A 614-nucleotide genomic window follows, 5' to 3' on the forward strand; every position below is an offset into this window, starting at 1 on the left:
GTAGGGGAACCTGCGGCTGGATCACCTCCTTTCTAAGGAGACCGGGCATCCGACACGCACCTCGGTGCGAGTAGGGGATGCCAGCAGCCTTCGGGCTGTCAGGTCGACCAGGTCAACGTTTCCGAATAACAATCTGTCGTAATACATGGGCTTGCTGTTTGGTTTTGAAGGACCGAGTCCGCACGGCGGCTCGGCTCTTTGAGAATGAAGGACGCTGTAAGGGTTTTCCGACGCGGTAGCCCCCTGGGCCTATAGCTCAGCTGGCTAGAGCGCGCGCCTGATAAGCGCGAGGTCGGTGGTTCAAGTCCACCTAGGCCCACCACATTCCCTCCCTCTTCAACGGGCGGAGCGGAATGCGGGACGCGCAACCAGCATGGTGGTTTTCCGGGGCTGTAGCTCAGCTGGGAGAGCGCCAGCTTTGCAAGCTGGATGTCGTCGGTTCGATCCCGATCAGCTCCACACGTTTCTTTCCCTGTCGTTGAGGGAAGCGTTCTTTGACAAGTGCATACGAAGGGTAAGTTCAATTTCTGCTGAGAGAAGTTCTCGCAGGGGATTGGCTTCGCCAGGTGCGATGGAGCCGGGAGGCTTCGACGTACCGACAGAGCGGGCCAGTC

Annotated in this window: 2 tRNA genes; both read left to right on the plus strand. The window is 59.0% G+C overall.

The window, feature by feature from the left end:
* Window positions 1-245 precede the first annotated feature (245 nt).
* A tRNA-Ile gene (locus G4D86_RS51790) sits at window positions 246-322 on the plus strand.
* Between the two features lie 64 nt (window positions 323-386).
* A tRNA-Ala gene (locus G4D86_RS51795) sits at window positions 387-459 on the plus strand.
* Window positions 460-614: the final 155 nt, after the last annotated feature.

This window comes from Pyxidicoccus caerfyrddinensis (assembly GCF_010894405.1).
Lineage (GTDB): Bacteria > Myxococcota > Myxococcia > Myxococcales > Myxococcaceae > Myxococcus > Myxococcus caerfyrddinensis.